We start from the raw sequence: 16,817 nt of genomic DNA on the forward strand, positions 1-16,817 counted from the left end.
GGCGGGCCCGTCGAGTGCGGGCCCGCCCGGCCGGCCGGTTCCTAGCGGTGCGCCGGGAACTCCACCACCTGCTGGTACGTCGGCCGGTTCTGCCAGTGGATCGCCTTCTGTCCGATCCCGCCGAGCGGCCGGTGGACGATCGAGTCGGAGCACCACTGCGCGCCCGCCTCGCAGTTGTCGTCCCCGGGATAGACCTCCGTGGCCGGCTGGGCCACGGCCTGCTTCAGCGACGCGAGCAGTGCGTCGCGGCAGCTGTCCGGATCGCCGTTGCCGCAGTACGTCCTGGCCAGCGGCCCCTTGACCGGCTGCCCCAGGACCTGGCGCAGGTCCTTGTCCACGAAGCCCCACCAGCCGTACTGGAACGCGGATCCGCTGTGCGCCCCGCTCGGCCCGTGGCTCGCCGCCGGGGACTCGTCGGTGGCGAGGCTGTCGGTCAGCGCTCCGTACAGGCCGTCGCCGAGCCCCGGCCTGAACTCGGCCTCGACCAGCTTCGGCCACCACGCGTCCATGAGCCGCACCGCGTCGGCGTGGGTGTACGTGTGCGAGCCGGGACTGCTCTCCCTGCGCTCCGAGCCCGCAGCCCGCCAGGACTCCAACTGCTGGACGGCGCTGTTCAGTTCGGGATCGGTCACCGGACGGGAGCGGATCACCTTCAGCAGTTCGGGCAGCAGCTGCTCGCCGCGCAGATCGGTGACGGCGGCCTCGGCCATCGCCCGGGTGAGGGACGCCCGGGTCACCCCGCCCTCCTCGACCAGCTTCGCCACCCGGTCGTCCAGCAGATCGCCCCGGTGCACGGCACCGAGACCGAAGCCGGCGGCGGCGTACCCCTTGGCCTGCCGGTTGTTCCAGGAGATGTAGTAGTCCTGCCCGCTGGAGTGCGGGTGTTCGGCGAACGGGGTGTACGCGGCGGTGTTGGCGGCCGGCTCGTACCCCTGCCATTCGTAGGCCCGCTCGGCCCGCACCGGCAGCGCCGGGTCGACGCCCGGCGCGCGCACCGGGTTCATGCCGCTGTTGTAGTAGGCGGCGGTGCGGGAGTCGGCGTAGAACCAGTTGAAGGCGTAGTCGATGTTGCTCGCCGCTTGCTGGAAGGTGGCGGCGTCCTTGACGTACGACGGGTCGTTGAGCATCTGGAAGCCGATGATCGAGTCGGCCTCGTGCCGGTAGGTGGTGCGCAGCGAGGTGTACGCGACGGGCTTGCCGCCCACGGTGGCGCGGTGGGTGACGATGCCGTAGCCGGTGCGCCGGACCTGCATCCGGTAGGAGCCCTTCGCGGTGGAGTCGGCGACGGTCGGCTTCCAGGAGTTGGTGTGCTCCAGGGTCTCCATGGCGGTGCAGCTGCCGCGGTAGAGGTAGTGCGTGGAGTCCTTGGTGGGCCTGGTGCCGTCGGGCTCGCACAGCTCGACGGCGTAGGTGTCGGTGATGTCCTGACCCGCCGAGGTGGCACTCCAGGCGTAGTCCTGGCCACGGCCCATCTGGATGTACATGCCGACACCGGCGAAGGAGACGCCGCGGGCGCTGATGCCCGGCCCCTGGAGTTCCTGGAGCATCATCAGCTGCGGGGCGAAGTAGCCGGTCTGCGGCCCGAACACGGCGACGGGGTTTCCGCTCGCGGTGTGCTTCCCGGAGACCAGCAGGGCGTTGGACATGCCGCGCTTCTGGGCGCCGGAGCCGGAACCCGGAAGTGAGCCCTCGGGTATGACGCCGTCGTCGTAGATCCCCTGCGCCTTCTTGAGCGCGCCCGGGGCCTTGACCGGTGCCTTCCTGTCGGTACCCGCGGAGCCGGTGCGGTCGTGGATCAGGGGTTCCGCGGTGACGGATCCGGCGTCGGGCAGCGCGGTGCCGCGCGCCTTGTCGGGCTTGCCCGCGTAGGGGAACGAGGTGCCGTCATGGATCGTCAGTACGGCCTCGGGGTCCTCGCGCTGGCGGAAGGACTCCCAGACCTTGGTGCCTTCGGCGACGCCGTACTTCTGCTGGGCCGCGAGCAGTGAGAGCGCCGCCTGCACCTCCCCGCCACCGCCGCCGCCGAACTGGCCGCCGACGACCGAGGCGATGGAGATCAGGTCGGTCAGCTCGAACGGCTGGATCTCACCGGCGTTGGTGATGGCGTCGATCTTTCCGGTGAGGACGTACTCGCCCGGGAAGTAGCGGCCCTTCTTGGACTTCTCCCGGTAGGCGTTGATGCCGTCGACATACGCCTGGGCATCGGCCATGGCCTGTTCGCCGCGGGCGCCCTCGTGGGTCCTGATCTGCTCGACCTGGGCTTCGAGGTCTTCCTCGGTGTACGGGGCCTGCGGCCAGAACTGCTGCTCCAGGCCCTGGTTGGCGAGGGCGCCGCCGGCGAACGAGGTCAGCTCGCCGCGTCCGATGTGGCGGAAGAGGTCCATCAGCCAGAGCCGGTCCTGCCCGGCGGCGAATCCGGCGCCGAACTCGGTGCCATAGCGGGTGGTGCCCTTGATGTGCGGGACACCGGACGCCTTGTCACGGGTGATGGTGACGTCGTCGCGGGGCGAGACGACGGACTCGATCCGGTCCTTCGGCACACCGAACGAGGCGTCGTTGAAGAAATCGGTCAGCTTCTGGTCGGTGAGACCCGAGTGCCCGGCCACCAGGCCGTTGTAGCGGTCGAGTTGGTCGTCGCTGTGGGCCGGGTGTGTACCGAACGCCTTGTTGCCGAGGATGTCGACGAGGGTGGCGTTCCCGTTCTCGCCGGGCGGCAGAATGTCGTCGCACTGCCCCTGGCAGTAGTCGGTGACGGGGCCGGGTTCCGTGGCGCCGGCCTGCGGCGAGGCCGCGAGCAGGGTGGTGCCGAGCGCGAGAACCGCCGCGACGGCGGCGGCTCTGGACTTGACGGTGCGTGGGGGCATGCGTGCTCCTCCGAGAGGCCTGTGCGCCGGAGGTTACTGGCGGTATGACCCGTCGGTAAGGTGAGCAACCGTCACCTTTTCCGAATCGTCACATGGCGACGTCCGCCCTGGCGCCGCGGTGTTGGACCGCGCCGAATTCCGGACAACATCGGCCTTCGCGGGATCCGAACGGGGCGGCCGTACGTCCATTCCACGACGCCGAAGTACGAGCGACGGAGGTGACGGTGCGGTGGCGGGATTCCGGAGTCTTGCGAGACAGGTCCGCGATCCACGGAGCGATCTGGCACTGCGGCGGTATTCGCTGCGCAAGTGCCTGGAGAGGTTCGCCCCTTACGGACATCGAGCGACCTGGGACCATCTGTGTGTGCGGCACGGCATCGGGCCCGAGGACCGGTCCCCCGATCCGGCGCGGCTGATGCGCGCACTGGACGAACTGGAGGCGGCGCGGGCGGTCTGGCTGGGTTACGAGACCGGGTTCGCCGAGCGCCGCAGGCGGGAGAAGCACGACGGGCTGCGCCGGCCCGGCGCGTTCGACGACTGGCACCGGCGCACCTGGGGCGGCAACGGGGTCGCCCGCTGCGAGGACCCGGCGGTGCATCCCTCCCGGCCGCTCGCCGAGGTGCTGCGCCGGCTGATCGCGGCGCTGGAGTCGGCCCCCGGCACGGCCTGCCCGGTGTGCGCGGGCGCCGGCCTCCGCTGGCTCCACGAGCCGTGGTCGGGCCCGGTCTGCACGGACTGCGGGATCGTGGTGCCGCAGCCGGTACTCACCCCGGCGGCGCTGGCCAAGGCCCGCAACGCGGGACGACGGGATCTGGCCTCGGCGGCGTGACCCGGGCCGGGACGGGCCGACGGGCCCAAGGGGGGACCGGCCCACGGACGCCCGGCGCACACCGGTCCACGGAGGCTCGGCCTACAGACCCCCGACCCACGGAGGCTCGGGCCACGGACGCCCGACCTACGGACACCCTGCCCACGGACGCCCGGTCCACAGACGCCCGGTCCACAGACGCCCGGTCCACAGACGCCCGGTCTACGGGCGCCCGGTCTACGGGCGCCCGGCCGACGGGCGCTCCGGCATCAGGCGCGAGCCGCTGATCTGCCGGCCGGAGACGTCGTCCGGGTTGGAGAGCACACAGTTCTCCAGCGACAGGCAGCCGCAGCCGATGCAGTCGGTGAGATGGTCCCGCAGCCGCGCCAGCCGCGCGATGCGGTCGTCCAGTTCGGAGCGCCAGGCCTCGGAGAGCCGTGCCCAGTCGTCGCGGTTGGGGGTGCGCTCCTCGGGGAGTTCGCCGAGGGCGTCCCGGATGGTGGCGAGCGGGATGCCGACCCGCTGCGCCGCGCGGATGAACGCCACCCTGCGCAGCGCGTCCCTGGTGTAGCGGCGCTGGTTGCCGCTGGTACGGCGGCTGCTGATCAGGCCCTTGGCCTCGTAGAAGTGCAGCGCGGAAACAGCGGCGCCGCTGCGCGCGGAGAGCTGTCCGACCGTGAGTTCATGGAGCGTCTGTGGGATCTGGGGCACCCCTCCAACCCTACTGGCCCGCCTCGGACCGGGTCCGTCGTTGACAGGAACGCACCCGCCAACCATGCTGAGCAAGCGCTTAGACAGCGTGATGAGGGACGGCCCGGAGCTGGAAAGGCAGGGACCAGGGACATGGCAGAGCCGAGGATCTTCACGTCCGCGCAGGAGCTGCGCGACGGAGTGGGCGAGCAGCTGGGGCACAGCGACTGGCTGGAGATCGAGCAGAAGCGGATCGACCTCTTCGCCGAGGCCACCGGTGACCACCAGTGGATCCACGTGGACCCGGAGCGGGCCGCCGCCGGACCGTTCGGCAGGACGATCGCGCACGGCTATCTCACGCTCTCGCTGCTGCCGGCGCTCGTACCGCAGATCATGCGGGTCGAGGGCATGAAGATGGGCATCAACTACGGGACGAACAAGGTCCGTTTCCCGTCCGCCGTGCCGGTGGGCTCGCGGCTGCGCGCGTCGGCCGTCCTGAAGAGCGTCGAGGAGGCCGGCGGCGGGGTGCAGGTCACCGCCGTCGTCACGGTGGAGCGCGAGGGCGGCGACAAGCCGGTCTGCGTGGCCGAGTCGGTGTCGCGCTACTACTTCTGAGGACGCGCCGCCGCTTCCGGGGACGCGGCCCGCTACCGCTTGGCCGCGACCATGCGCAGCACGAGGTCGGCGTAGAGCTCGCCGACCTCGTCCGGCGTCCGGCTGCCCTGCGCGTTGAACCAGCGCGCCACGTCGATGCAGAGCGAGAGCACGGCGAGCGTGGTGCCCGGCACGTCGGGGACGTCGAACTCCCCCGCCTGCACGCCCTCGCCGATGATCCGGCGCACCACCGCGTCGCTCCTGCGCCGCAGTTCGACGATCTCGGTGCGGTGCTCCTCACCGAGGGCGTCGAGTTCGTACTGGACCACGCGGGCGGTGGTGTGCCGCTCGGCGTGCCAGCGGACGAAGGACCGTACTGCCTCGGCCAGCCGCTCGGCCGCCGTGCCCCCGCCGTCGGCGGCCGCCTCCAGGACGAACAGGGCGCGGTCGTGGCCGATCCGGCTGATCCGGTGGAGCAGTTCTTCCTTCGTCTTGTAGTGGATGTAGAGCGCGGCGGGACTCATCCCGGCCCGGCCCGCGATGTCGCGGGTGGTGGTGGCGTGGTACCCGCGCTCGGCGAAGGCGTCGACGGCGGCGACGAGCAGCCGCCTGGCCGCCTCGGGCGTCACCTCGGCCCACGGCGCACTGTCGCCGTCGGTCTCCTCCGCCGTGCTCATCGTCACTCGCCCCTCTCGTCAGCAGGACGAACACCATACCCCGAACCTGAGCAAGCGCTTAGGGTCCGTCCGGCGGGATCGTCAGAGCTTCTGGAAGGGGTCGTGCTCGGCGAGGATCTTCTCCAGCCGGGCCTGGTCGACCCGGCTGACGATCTGGCCCGCCTCCTGGCGGTCGCGGATGACCTTGGCCAGGGTGAAGCAGGACGTGACGAGGTAGAGGACACCGATCGCGAGGAATCCGCGGACCCAGGCGTCGGCGTCGAGGAAGTAGATACCGAGAGCCACCGCGCCCATCGCCACCCCGAAGGAGGCGACGGCCTGGCCGTAGAAGGCGGCGGTGCTCTGCTGCTTGACCGGTGCTGTCTCACTCATGGCGCCCAGCATCGACCGACGTGGCGTGCGCCACATCCGCTCTGCTACTCAGCCCGGTACTCAGACGCCCGTTCGATCGACCGCCGGTTCAGAAGGCGGAGACCCCGGTGAGCGCGCGGCCGATGATCAGCTTCTGGATCTGGCTGGTGCCCTCGTACAAGGTCATCACCCGGGCGTCGCGCAGCAGCTTGCCGACCGGGTACTCGTCGATGTAGCCGTAGCCGCCGAAGACCTGGAGCGCGTTGTTGGCGGCGCGGACGGCGGCCTCGGACGCGAAGAGCTTCGCCTTGGAGGCGGCGGTGGCGAAGTCCTCGCCGCGGTCGACGAGGTCGGCCACCCGCCAGGTCAGCAGCCGGGCGGCGTCCACGTCCACGGCGATGTCGCTGATGAGTTCCTGGACGAGCTGGTAACTCGCGATGGACTTGCCGAACTGTTCACGCTCGCCCGCGTAGCCCACGGCGGCGTCCAGGGCCGCCTGGGCGATGCCGACACAGCCGGCCGCGACCGACATCCGCCCCTTGGCGAGGGCGGACATCGCGATGGAGAAGCCCTTGCCCTCCGGCCCGATGAGCGCGGAGGCGGGCACCCGGACGTCCTCCAGGACGACCTCGGCGGTGGCCTGGCCGCGCAGGCCGAGCTTGCCGTGGATGGTGCGGCGGCCGAGACCGGGGGTGTCGGTGGGGACCAGGAAGGCGGATATGCCCCTGTGGCCGGGGGTGTCGTTGGTACGGGCGAAGAGCAGCACCACATCGGCCCAGGTGCCGTTGGTGATGAACATCTTGCTGCCGTTGATGACGTAGTGGTCGCCGTCGCGGACGGCCCTGGTCGTCAGATTCCCGGCGTCCGAACCGGTGCCGGGCTCGGTGAGGCCGAAGCAGCCGATCGCCTCGCCCGCGGTGAGCCTCGGCAGCCAGTGCCGCTTCTGCTCCTCGCCGCCCCAGGCGGCGATGGTCTTGGTGACCAGGCCGAGGGAGACGGAGACGATGCCACGGACCGAGGAGTCACCGCGCCCGAGCTCCTCGGTGACCAGGCAGTAGGCGAGGTGGTCGCCGCCGGAGCCGCCGTACTCCTCGGGGACGGTCAGCCCGAGGAAGCCGACCGCGCCCAGCTTCTTCACGATCGACTTGTCGACGTTCTCGGCCCGGTCCCACGCCACGACATGCGGAGCGATCTCACGGGCGACGAAGTCCTTGGCGAGCTGCCGGACGGCTTCCTGCTCCTCGCTGAGCTCCAGGTTCATCCTTCGACTCCCACACTTTAATTAGCACTGCTAGTTTTATGTTCGCAGGCCCTACTATGTGCCGCATGGCCCGACCGCGCAAGCCCCTCCTCAGCAGAGACCGCATCGTCGAGACGGCGAGCGCGCTCGTGGACTCCGAGGGGCTCGACGCCGTCTCCACCCGCCGCCTCGCGGCCGAACTCGGGGTCAGCGGGCCCTCGCTCTACAACCACTTCCGCAACAAGGACGAGATCCTGGACGCCGTCGCGGACGCCGTGTCCGCGCAGGTCGATCTGTCGATGTTCGACGAGTCGGACACCCGCGACTGGCGCGCCGCCCTGCACGACTGGGCCGCCTCCTATCGTGCGGCGCTCACCGAGCACCCGCACATCGTTCCGGTGCTGGCCCAGGGCCCGGGGCGCCGGCCGGCCGGTCTCCGGGTCGCCGACGCGGTGTTCGGCGCGATGGTCAGGGCCGGCTGGCCGCCCGCCCAGGCCACGTACATCGGGGCGCTGATGCGCTACTTCATCACCGGTTCGGCACTGGGCTCCTTCGCCCGCGGCTTCGTCGACGACGAGACGGCGTACGACCCCGCCGACTACCCGCACCTCGGCCAGGCCCATCTGCTGGCCGAGCGCCGCCAGAAGGTCGACGAGGGGGCCTTCGAGACCGGACTGCGGGCCCTGGTCGACGGCCTCTCGCTCCAGTACGAGCTGCTGGCACCGGCCGGGACGGTTCGGCCCGCGCCGAAGCGTTCCTGACGCATCCTGGTCACATGGCACGCATGGCACACCCCGACCCGGCCGCGCCCCGGCTCGCCGCCCTGGCCACGCTCCTCGCCGACGAGACCCGCGCCGCCTTCTGCCTGGCCCTGCTCGACGGCCGCGCCTGGACCGCGGGCGAACTGGCCCGGTACGCCTCCGTGGCGCCGTCCACCGCCAGCGAACACCTCGGCAAGCTCGTCGCGGGCGGACTGCTGGCGGAGGAGCGGCAGGGCCGCCACCGCTATCTGCGGCTGGCCGACGAACGGATCGCACACCTCGTCGAGGACCTGGCGGCCCACGTCGTCCCCGGCTCCGCCCCCGAGCGGCCGCGCACCCTGGGCGCGGTGAGCGCGGGCAGCGCGATGGCCCGCGGCCGCACCTGTTACGACCATCTCGCGGGGCGGATCGGCATCACGATCGCCGACGCCATGACCGTACGGGGGCTGCTGGAGCGGGACACCGGCTTCGCGCTCACCGGCGAGGGGCTGCACTGGTTCGACGAGCTGGGCATCGCCCTGGAGACCGGCTCGCGGCGTCCGCTGGTACGGAGCTGTCTGGACTGGACGGAGCGCAGGCCGCACCTGGCCGGGGTCGCGGGCGCCGCGCTGTGCCGCCACGTGCTGGACACCGGGTGGTGCGTACGGATCGGGTCCGGACGAGCGGTGAAGGCCACCCCGGCCGGGGAGCGGGCCCTGTACGAGCGCCTCGGCATCGAGCCGGAGACAATTCGGTAGGGGCCGAACGGTCGCGGCCGTACCGTCGGAGCCATGACTACGCCCCCGGCCTCCTCCTCCCCCGCCGCGCACCGTGACTGGCGGGCCACCGCAGCGGCCTGCACCACCGTGCTGCTGTGGGCCTCCGCCTTCGTCTCCATCCGCAGCGCCGGTGCGGCCTACTCGCCCGGTGCGCTCGCCCTCGGCCGGCTGCTCGCCGGCTCGCTGGCGCTCGGCGCGCTGCTGCTGGTGCGGCGCGAGGGACTGCCCTCGCGGGCCGCCTGGCCGGGGATCACCTGGTCCGGGCTGCTCTGGTTCGGGCTGTACATGGTGGTGCTCAACTGGGGTGAGCAGCAGGTCGACGCGGGCACCGCCGCAATGGTGGTGAACATCGGCCCGCTGCTGATCGCGCTGCTCGGTGCCCGGATACTGGGCGAGGCGCTGCCCGGCAGGCTGCTGGCGGGCATGGCCGTGTCGTTCGCGGGCGCCGCGGTGGTGGGGCTCTCGATGTCGGGGGACGGCGGCGCCTCGGTGCTCGGCGTGCTGCTGTGCCTGCTGGCCGCCGTCGCGTACGCGACCGGGGTGGTACGCCAGAAGCCCGCGCTGCGGCACGGCTCCGCGCTGCAGATCACCACCTTCGGCTGCCTGGTCGGCACCGCCGCCTGTCTGCCGTTCTCCGGAGCGCTGATCTCCGACGCCGCCGACGCACCGCTGTCCGCCACCCTGAACATGGTCTATCTGGGCCTCTTCCCGACCGCGCTGGCCTTCACCACCTGGGCCTACGCGCTGGCCCGGACCACCGCGGGGCGGATGGGCGCCACCACGTACGCGGTACCGGCGCTGGTGGTACTGATGTCCTGGCTGGTGCTGGACGAGGTGCCCGCGCCGCTCACCGTCGGCGGCGGGCTGCTCTGCCTGGCCGGGGTGGCGGTCTCCCGGATGCGTCCGCACACTGGCCTGACGCGGAAGAATCCGGCACGGCCGGTGGAGGGACGCCGACATGACGCGGAACACCCGGAAACCGAGCGGCGCTGAGCGGACGGGGAAGAAGAGCCCGAAGGAGAAGCCGGCCGGGGCCCGGGAATCCGGGCCGGCCAATCCCACCGAGGCGGCCCGGCACGGCGGCCCCGGACTCGACGGCTTCCGGGTGTCCGACAGCGGCGACGACGATCCGGTCCTGGTGACGCCCGAGGGCCGGGCGCGGGACGCCTGGCGGGAGGACTACCCGTACGACCACAAGCTCGGCCGGAAGGCGTACGAGAAGTCCAAGCGCGCCCTGCAGATCGAACTGCTCAAGCTCCAGCACTGGGTGAAGGAGCGCGACGAACGCCTCGTCATCCTCTTCGAGGGGCGGGACGCGGCCGGCAAGGGCGGCACGATCAAGCGGTTCACCGAGCACCTCAACCCCCGTGGCGCGCGGGTGGTGGCGCTGGAGAAACCCACCGAACGCGAGCGCACCCAGTGGTACTTCCAGCGGTACACGGCGCATCTGCCGTCCGCCGGCGAGATCGTGCTCTTCGACCGGTCCTGGTACAACCGGGCCGGTGTGGAGCGGGTGATGGGGTTCTGCTCCAGCCGCGAGTACCTCGAATTCATGCACCAGGCACCGGGCTTCGAGCGGATGCTCGCCCGGGACGGCATCCATCTGGTGAAGTTCTGGTTCTCCGTCTCCCGCAACGAGCAGCGCAACCGGTTCATGATCCGCCAGATCGATCCGGTGCGGCAGTGGAAGCTCAGCCCGGTCGACCTCGCCTCGCTGGACAAGTGGGACGCGTACACGGAGGCCAAGGAGCTGATGCTGTTCCACACGGACACGGCGGACGCGCCCTGGACCGTGGTGAAGAGCAACGACAAGAAGCGGGCCAGGCTGGAGGCGATCCGGCACGTGCTGCACCGCTTCGACTACCCGGACAAGGACACGGCGGTGGCCCATGAACCGGACCCGCTGATCGTGGGTCCGGCCTCCCGGCTCTTCGAGCAGGGCGAGATGGACGCCCGGCTGCTCACCACGGACCGGGCGGTCGCCGGGCCCACGGGCTGAGCCCGGCGAGGGATCACGGGACGGGCCGTCAGAACACCACCAGGGCCCGTCCGCCCCTGCCCGCGATCATGTTGTCGAACGCCGCCGGGATGCCGTCCAGGGTGATGCGCTCCGTCACCAGGGCGCCCAGGTCGAGCCGGCCCTCCCGGACGTGGCCGGCCAGGACCGGCAGGTCCCGCGCCGGATCGGAGTTGCCGTAGACGCAGCCGGAGAGGGTGCGCCCCCAGTGGAAGAGTTCCAGGGCGTTGAAGGTGACCTGCTGGTCCTTGCCACCGATGCCGACGACCGTGGTCCGGCCACCGCGGCGGGTGGACTCCCAGGCGGTACGGATGGTGGTGGCGCGGCCCACGCACTCGATGGCGGCGTCCACCCCCTGCTTGCCGGTGAGGGCCCGGATCTCACGGGCGGTGTGCTCCGAGGCGACCACGTAGTCGGTGGCACCGGCCCGGCGGGCCAGCTCCTCCTTCTGCGGGGAGACGTCGACCGCGACGATGCGTGCGGCACCGGCGATGCGGGCGGCCTGGAGCGCGGCCAGCCCCACTCCCCCGGCGCCGAACACCGCGACCGTCTCGCCCTCGCGCAGCTTCGCCGAGTGGTGCACGGCGCCGTAGCCGGTGAGGACGGCGCAGCCCAGGAGGGCCGCGTCGGTGAGCGGGATGCCGTCCGGAACGGGCAGTACGCAGTCGGCGGCGACCACCGTCTCCTCGGCGAACGCGGCGACGTTGAGACCGGGGTGCAGTTCGCTGTCGTCGTCCGCACGCCGGGCGTGCACGGCGCCCGCGCCGTTCAGGGCGTTCGCGCAGAGCCAGACCTCTCCCAGCGCGCAGGCGTGACAACTCCCGCAGGAGGGGGCCCAGTTGAGGACGACTCCGTCGCCCGGTGCCACCTGGGTGACGCCCTCGCCGACCGCGGTGACGGTGCCGGCGCCCTCATGGCCGAGGACGGCGGGAACGGGCACCCGCATGGTGCCGTTGGACAGCGAGAGGTCGGAGTGGCAGACGCCGGCGGCGGCGAGTGCGACCCGCACCCGGCCGGGGCCGGGCTCCGGGAGTTCGATGCCGGTGATCTCCAGGGGAGCTCCGACGGCGGGCAGTACGGCGGCGCGGACCACGAACAGGCTCCTGACGGTGGGCGACGGAGGAACGGGGCGGTGGGGAGGAACGAGTCGGTTCGGAGGAACGAGTCGGTTCGGAGGAACGAGTCGGTTCGGAGAGACAGGGCGTGCGGAACGGTCAGAACTGGAGGGACTTGGTCTGGAGGTACTCCGCGAGCCCGTGGGAGCCGAGTTCGCGGCCGACGCCGGACTGCTTGTAGCCGCCGAACGGGGCGAGCGGGTTGAACCGGCCCCCGTTGATGTCGACCTGCCCGGTGTCCATCCGCCGGGCGAACGCCACCGCCTCGGCCTCGTCGCCCGCCCAGACCGCGCCCGCGAGGCCGTACACGGTGCCGTTGGCGATGCGCAGGGCGTCGTCCTCGTCCTCGTAACGGATGAGCGAGACGACCGGGCCGAAGATCTCCTCCTGGGCGATGGCCATCTCCGGGGTGACATCGGCGAACACGGTCGGGCTGACGAAGTAGCCCTGTTCGCGCGGGGCTTCGGGGCCGCCGGCGACCAGTCGGGCACCCTGCGCCACGCCCTTCTCGATGTAGCCGCGCACCCGTGCGTGCTGCTTGGCGTTGACGAGGGGGCCGATGCGGTCGCCGTACTTGGCGGCCGCCTCCGCGGCGAGCGCGACCGCCTCGTCGTACTGCGAGGTGTGCACCAGCATCCGGGTCCAGGCGCTGCACGTCTGGCCGGAGTTGCCCATGACGTTCGCGACGCCGACGCCGACCGCCCTGGCCAGGTCCGCGCTCGGCAGGATGACGTTGGCGGACTTGCCGCCCAGTTCGAGGGCGACGCGCTTGACGGCCGCGCCGGCCGTGGCGCCGATCTTCCTGCCGACCGCGGTGGAACCGGTGAACGAGACCAGGTCGACGCCTTCGTGCTCGGCCAGGGCCTGCCCGGCGACCGGGCCGAGGCCGGTGACCAGGTTGAACACGCCCGCGGGGACGCCCGCTTCGTGGACGGCCTCGGCGAAGAGCTGGGCGGTCAGCGGGGTGTCCTCGGCGGGCTTGAGGACGATCGTGCAGCCCGCCGCGAGTGCCGGGGCGACCTTGGCGACGATCTGGTGCAGCGGGTAGTTCCACGGGGTGATCGCGCCGACCACGCCGACCGGCTCGGCGTACACGGTGGAGTTGCCGACCTTCTCCTCGAAGGCGTACGAGGCGGCGAGCTCGGCGTACGAACCGGCCACCAGGATCGGCACGCCCGCGTGCACCGCCTGCGAGAACGGCAGCGGCGCGCCGAGTTCGGCGGTGACGGTCCCGGCGATCTCGTCCTTGCGGGCGACGAGCACATCACGCAGGGCGGCGATCCGCGCGGCCCGCTCGGCGGCGGCGGTGGCCGCCCAGGCCGGGAGCGCGGCGCGGGCGGCCCGCACCGCGGCGTCGACGTCCTCGGCCCCGCCGGCCGGGACCTCGGCGATGACCTGTTCGTCCGCGGGGTTCACCACCGCGATCGTGTCCCGTCCCGCGGCGGGCCGCCAGGCTCCGTCGATGTACATGCCGTCGTGGGCCTTCATCGCTATTCCTCCCGGACACGGTTGCGGACGGGCGTCCACCCCCAAACTAGCGCTGTTAGTTTTGGGGCGCCAGAGACGCCCGTCACGCCGAGGGCTGCGCGTCGAGCTGCCCGTGTTCGGTACCGGGGTTCTCGAACTGGGTGCGGTAGAGCTCCTCGTACCGGCCGCCCGTCGCGAGAAGTTCCTCGTGCGTGCCCCGCTCCACGATCCGCCCGCTCTCCACGACCAGGATGAGGTCGGCCGCCCGTACGGTGGAGAGCCGGTGGGCGATCACGACGGCGGTGCGGTCGGCGAGCGCCTCGGTGAGCGCCTCCTGGACGGCCGCCTCGGAGGTGTTGTCGAGGTGGGCGGTGGCCTCGTCGAGGATGACGACGCGCTGGCGGGCCAGCAGCAGCCGGGCGATGGTCAGGCGCTGGCGTTCGCCGCCGGAGAGCCGGTAGCCGCGTTCGCCGACGACGGTGTCGAGCCCGTCGGGCAGCGAGGCGACGAGTCCGTCCAGGCGGGAGCGGCGCAGTGCGTCCCAGAGGTCCTCCTCGGCGGCGTCGGGGCGGGCGAGCAGCAGGTTGGCGCGTACCGACTCGTGGAAGAGGTGGCCGTCCTGGGTGACCATGCCGAGGGTGTCGCGCAGGGTGTCGGAGGTCAGGTCGCGTACGTCGACGCCGCCGATGCGTACCGAACCCTCGTCGGTGTCGTACAGCCGGGGCAGCAGTTGGGCGATGGTCGACTTGCCGGCGCCGGAGGAGCCGACGAGGGCGACGGTCTGGCCGGGTTCGGCGCGGAAGGAGATGCCGCGCAGCACCTCGTCGCCGCCCCGGGTGTCGAGGCTCGCGACGTCCTCCAGGGAGGCGAGCGAGACCTTGTCGGCGGAGGGGTAGCCGAACCGCACCTGGTCGAACTCGACGGACACCGGGCCGTCCGGGACCGCCCGTGCGTCCGGCTTCTGGTCGATGAGGGGCTTGAGGTCGAGCACCTCGAAGACCCGCTCGAAGCTGACGAGCGCGCTCATCACCTCGACCCGCGCCCCGGCGAGGGCGGTGAGCGGTGCGTACAGCCGGGTCAGCAGGAGGGCCAGGGCCACCACCGCGCCCGCGTCGAGCCGCCCGTGCAGTGCGTAGTACCCGCCGAGTCCGTAGACCAGGGCGAGCGCCAGCGCGGACACCAAGGTGAGGGCGGTGATGAACGCGGACTGGGCCATCGCCGTGCGTACCCCGATGTCGCGCACCCGGCCGGCCCGGACGGCGAATTCGGCGGACTCGTCGGCGGGGCGGCCGAAGAGCTTGATCAGGGTGGCGCCGGGTGCGGAGAAGCGCTCGGTCATCCGGGTTCCCATCGCGGCGTTGTGGGCTGCGGCCTCCCGCTGGAGTCTCGCCATCCGGGAGCCCATCCGGCGGGCCGGCAGTACGAACACCGGCAGCAGCACCAGTGCGAGCACGGTGATCTGCCAGGAGATGGAGAGCATCACGCCGAGCGTGAGCAGCAGCGTCACGACGTTGCTGACGACGCCGGACAGGGTGTTGCTGAAGGCGCGCTGGGCGCCGATGACATCGTTGTTGAGGCGGCTGACGAGCGCGCCGGTGCGGGTCCGGGTGAAGAACGCGACCGGCATGCGCTGCACATGGTCGAAGACGGCGGTCCGCAGGTCGAGGATCAGGCCCTCGCCGAGATTGGCCGAGAGCCAGCGGCTGACCAGACCGAGTGCGGCCTCCGCGACGGCGATCACGGCGATCAGGAGGGACAGCCGGGTGACGGTGCCGGATTCCTTGCCGGTGACGATGGCGTTGACGACCCGGCCGGCGAGTACCGGGGTGGCGACCGCGAGCAGCGCCGTCGCCACGCTGAGGATCAGGAACAGGGCGACCCGGCGCCGGTGCGGGCGGGCGAACGCGGCGATGCGCCGCAGGGTGGTCCGGTCGAAGGGGCGTCGGTCCGCTTGCGCGTTCATGACGTTGTGGAGCTGTGTCCACGCGGTGGTTTCCATGCTCATGGGAGGAACGTACGACCTCCAGTGGGCTTGAGGTCAACGAACGGGTTCAGCCGGCAGCGAGACGTCCGGGGCGGCGCGGTGGCGGCCGGTGGGGCGCCGGGGTGTCAGGCGCGGTGGCGACCGGTGGGGCGCCAGGGTGTCAGGCGCGGTGGCGGCCGATGGGGCGCCGGGGTGTCAGGCGCGGTGGCGGTCGGTGGGGCGCCGGGGTGGCCGTGGTGCCGGGACGGCCGGGGCGGCACCGGCCCGCCGGTCCCGCCGCCCGCCCGTACGCCGAGCCCCGAGGCCGTGAGGAGGAGGGCACCGAGCATGACGAAGGGGGCCGCGGTGCCCGCCGCCCCGGCGATCAGTCCGGCCGAGGCGGGGGCCGCGACCTGCCCCAGGCGGTTCCCGGTGAGGCGGAGGGGCGAGCGCGGCGGAGCGGGCCTCCGGCGGGGCGGCCCGGACGACGGTGGTCATCGAGAGCGGCTGTCCGACGCCGAGGCAGAAGCCGAGCACGGCGAGCATCGCGGCCAGTACCGCCACGGGGACGGGCAGGGCGATGCCCGCGCAGAGCACCCCGGCCGGCAGGCAGGTGGTGGTGAGCAGCGCGGTGCGGCCGAGGGCCCGGAGCATCGGGGTCATCACCAGCCGGCAGGCGATGGTGGCGGCGGCGCGCAGACTGAGCAGCAGTCCGATGGTGGCGGGGGCGATGCCCCGGTGTTCACCGACGACGGGCAGGTACGCGGTGAGGATGTCGGTCGCGGAGAGCACGGCGAGGCTGATGAAGATCCCGGCCGGAACCCCGCGGGCCCGCAGGACGCGGCCGACGGGGACCTTCGCGGCCGGCTCCGCCCGCCGGGCGGCGGGCGCGGAACGGTGCTCGATGCGCCGGAGCGGGCCGAGGGAGACGGTGGCGACGGCCGCCGCGACGATCAGGGCGAGTGCGCTGGTACGGGCCATGGCGCCGTCCCGCTCGGAGATCAGATACCCGGCGGCGATCGGGCCGATGAGCTGGCCGAGGGACGCGCCGATGGTGAAGTGCCCGAAGTTGCGGTCCTGTTCGGCCGGGCCGGACTGACGGGCGACGATCGGCTGGGCACCGATGACGAAGCAGAGATGGCCCAGGCCCATCACCCCGCTCCAGGCCGCCATCGCGGTCAGCGAGCCGGCCCGGCCGCTCAGGGCGCAGCCGCCCGCGATCAGTACGACGCCGAAGGGCAGCAGGGGCGCGCACCGGCCGTGGTCGGTGCGCGCCCGAGCGGGACGGCGGCGAAGAGCGGGAGGAGGGCGTACACCCCGGTGATCACGCCGATGGCGCGCTCTTCCCCCAGCTCTCAACTCCGTTCGAGCAGGGGAGACCCCATCCGCCGAGCGAAAGAGCCCGGTAGGAGACGGCGGGCCGCGCCATCGACACCGCCCCCTGCGCGAAGGCGAAGGCGAAGGCGAAGGCGAAGGCGAAGGCGAAGGCGCAGCAGCCAGCCCCTGCCGGGC

The 16,817-nt window shown here is 72.1% G+C and carries 14 protein-coding genes and 1 pseudogene; 6 read left to right on the forward strand and 9 right to left on the reverse strand.

Annotated elements, in window-relative coordinates:
* Nucleotides 1-41 precede the first annotated feature (41 nt).
* Nucleotides 42-2,864, reverse strand: a complete 2,823-nt coding sequence (locus tag ABZ622_RS23990; RefSeq protein ID WP_360546329.1) for a penicillin acylase family protein — start codon at nucleotides 2,862-2,864, stop codon at nucleotides 42-44.
* A gap of 229 nt (nucleotides 2,865-3,093) precedes the next feature.
* Between ABZ622_RS23990 and ABZ622_RS23995 the strand changes: the two genes are divergently transcribed.
* Nucleotides 3,094-3,693, forward strand: a complete 600-nt coding sequence (locus ABZ622_RS23995) for a hypothetical protein (protein ID WP_360546331.1) — start codon at nucleotides 3,094-3,096, stop codon at nucleotides 3,691-3,693.
* A 216-nt stretch (nucleotides 3,694-3,909) separates the two neighbouring features.
* Here ABZ622_RS23995 and soxR read toward each other — a convergent pair whose 3' ends face one another.
* Nucleotides 3,910-4,383, reverse strand: coding sequence for a redox-sensitive transcriptional activator SoxR (gene soxR, locus ABZ622_RS24000; RefSeq protein ID WP_360546333.1), 474 nt, complete (start codon nucleotides 4,381-4,383; stop codon nucleotides 3,910-3,912).
* A gap of 132 nt (nucleotides 4,384-4,515) precedes the next feature.
* Here soxR and ABZ622_RS24005 point away from each other — a divergent pair, with 132 nt between their 5' ends.
* Complete coding sequence (locus ABZ622_RS24005; RefSeq protein WP_360546335.1) at nucleotides 4,516-4,977, forward strand: MaoC family dehydratase; 462 nt, start codon at nucleotides 4,516-4,518, stop codon at nucleotides 4,975-4,977.
* A 32-nt stretch (nucleotides 4,978-5,009) separates the two neighbouring features.
* Here the strand turns inward: ABZ622_RS24005 and ABZ622_RS24010 are convergent, their stop codons facing one another.
* The 3 genes from ABZ622_RS24010 to ABZ622_RS24020 all read right to left on the reverse strand — a co-directional run bounded on the left by ABZ622_RS24010 (nucleotide 5,010) and on the right by ABZ622_RS24020 (nucleotide 7,245).
* Entirely contained in the window at nucleotides 5,010-5,633 is a 624-nt protein-coding gene (locus ABZ622_RS24010) for a TetR/AcrR family transcriptional regulator (protein WP_266916958.1), read from the reverse strand.
* A gap of 81 nt (nucleotides 5,634-5,714) precedes the next feature.
* Nucleotides 5,715-6,005 carry a YiaA/YiaB family inner membrane protein gene (locus ABZ622_RS24015; RefSeq protein ID WP_360546337.1) on the reverse strand — a complete coding sequence of 97 codons (291 nt, stop codon included), beginning with the start codon at nucleotides 6,003-6,005 and terminating at the stop codon, nucleotides 5,715-5,717.
* 88 nt (nucleotides 6,006-6,093) lie between these two features.
* Nucleotides 6,094-7,245 (reverse strand): acyl-CoA dehydrogenase family protein, encoded by a 1,152-nt coding sequence (locus tag ABZ622_RS24020; protein ID WP_360546339.1) that lies wholly within the window; start codon nucleotides 7,243-7,245, stop codon nucleotides 6,094-6,096.
* 65 nt (nucleotides 7,246-7,310) lie between these two features.
* On the opposite strand from ABZ622_RS24020, the gene ABZ622_RS24025 reads away from it, so the two are divergent.
* The 4 genes from ABZ622_RS24025 to ppk2 are packed head-to-tail and all read left to right on the forward strand — an operon-like array spanning nucleotide 7,311 to nucleotide 10,742.
* Nucleotides 7,311-7,985 (forward strand): TetR/AcrR family transcriptional regulator C-terminal domain-containing protein, encoded by a 675-nt coding sequence (locus tag ABZ622_RS24025; RefSeq protein WP_360546341.1) that lies wholly within the window; start codon nucleotides 7,311-7,313, stop codon nucleotides 7,983-7,985.
* A 23-nt stretch (nucleotides 7,986-8,008) separates the two neighbouring features.
* Complete coding sequence (locus ABZ622_RS24030; protein ID WP_360546447.1) at nucleotides 8,009-8,722, forward strand: winged helix-turn-helix domain-containing protein; 714 nt, start codon at nucleotides 8,009-8,011, stop codon at nucleotides 8,720-8,722.
* Nucleotides 8,723-8,755: 33 nt separating this feature from the next.
* Nucleotides 8,756-9,736, forward strand: a complete 981-nt coding sequence (locus ABZ622_RS24035; RefSeq protein WP_360546343.1) for a DMT family transporter — start codon at nucleotides 8,756-8,758, stop codon at nucleotides 9,734-9,736.
* Nucleotides 9,702-10,742: a polyphosphate kinase 2 gene (gene ppk2, locus ABZ622_RS24040; protein ID WP_360546345.1), complete on the forward strand. Its 1,041-nt coding sequence runs from the start codon at nucleotides 9,702-9,704 to the stop codon at nucleotides 10,740-10,742. The genes ABZ622_RS24035 and ppk2 overlap by 35 nt, the downstream gene beginning before the upstream one ends.
* A gap of 28 nt (nucleotides 10,743-10,770) precedes the next feature.
* Here ppk2 and ABZ622_RS24045 read toward each other — a convergent pair whose 3' ends face one another.
* The 4 genes and pseudogenes from ABZ622_RS24045 to ABZ622_RS24060 all read right to left on the reverse strand — a co-directional run bounded on the left by ABZ622_RS24045 (nucleotide 10,771) and on the right by ABZ622_RS24060 (nucleotide 16,801).
* Entirely contained in the window at nucleotides 10,771-11,853 is a 1,083-nt protein-coding gene (locus ABZ622_RS24045) for a Zn-dependent alcohol dehydrogenase (RefSeq protein ID WP_360546347.1), read from the reverse strand.
* Between the two features lie 121 nt (nucleotides 11,854-11,974).
* Nucleotides 11,975-13,363 (reverse strand): aldehyde dehydrogenase family protein, encoded by a 1,389-nt coding sequence (locus ABZ622_RS24050; protein ID WP_360546349.1) that lies wholly within the window; start codon nucleotides 13,361-13,363, stop codon nucleotides 11,975-11,977.
* Between the two features lie 82 nt (nucleotides 13,364-13,445).
* Nucleotides 13,446-15,347: an ABC transporter ATP-binding protein gene (locus ABZ622_RS24055; RefSeq protein WP_360546351.1), complete on the reverse strand. Its 1,902-nt coding sequence runs from the start codon at nucleotides 15,345-15,347 to the stop codon at nucleotides 13,446-13,448.
* A gap of 104 nt (nucleotides 15,348-15,451) precedes the next feature.
* Nucleotides 15,452-16,801: pseudogene (locus tag ABZ622_RS24060) on the reverse strand (MFS transporter).
* Between the last annotated feature and the right edge of the window lie 16 nt (nucleotides 16,802-16,817).

Source organism: Streptomyces sp. NPDC007164, from assembly GCF_040634135.1.
In the GTDB taxonomy this organism is placed as follows: domain Bacteria; phylum Actinomycetota; class Actinomycetes; order Streptomycetales; family Streptomycetaceae; genus Streptomyces; species Streptomyces sanglieri.